Below are 661 nucleotides of genomic sequence, written 5' to 3' on the forward strand. Positions count from 1 at the left end.
AGCACAAGGGCCAGGATTTCAGCCATTTCCCGGTCGCCTCCAGGCCGCCTGAGCAGCTGATCCTGCAGGGTCCGGAAGGCAGCTGGCAATTCGGCAAACGGCGCGCCATTGCGTAGGGCGCCCGGTTTGCGCTGGATGACCGCCAGATAATGCCGCCAGTCATACACCGTGCGGCCTGGCACACCATGCGAACGCGTGATGATCCGGTCATGCACGCACAGAACTTGCCCTTCGGCGATAATGCGCAGCTTGTCGGGATAAACCCGCAGGCTGACCGGACGATTGGCAAAGGAGGCCGGCACGCTGTAGCGGTTGCCATCGAACTGGATCAGGCAGGTTGGTGAGACGCGCTTGGTCTGTTCGACAAACCCGTCAAAGGGACGCCCCGGCACCATGAGGTGGGGACGCTCGCTAGCATGGACCTCGGCGATGCTCCGGGCCAGTTCGATATGCTGCAGCCGTTCCCGGCAGTCCAGGCAGCGGGCTTCCAGCCAGGCGTTCAGCGCCCCCAGATCAGGAAAGGCAGGCAGATCCTGCCAGATCTGGCGCCGGGCATCCTGCACGGTCTTCTCGATCTGCCCTTTCTCCCATCCGGCTGCCGGATTGCAGAAGGTCGCCTCGAACAGATAATGGCTGGCCAGGGCCATGAAGCGCAGATTGA

At 62.9% G+C, this 661-nt stretch carries 1 protein-coding gene; it reads right to left on the reverse strand.

Annotated features, from left to right (window positions below; all coding sequences use genetic code 11):
- On the reverse strand, window positions 1-661 hold a 661-nt coding region (locus tag B7449_RS18160), incomplete at both ends, for a Mu transposase domain-containing protein (RefSeq protein WP_048884016.1).

Source organism: Komagataeibacter intermedius TF2, from assembly GCF_000964425.1.
GTDB classification, from domain to species: Bacteria; Pseudomonadota; Alphaproteobacteria; order Acetobacterales; family Acetobacteraceae; genus Komagataeibacter; species Komagataeibacter intermedius.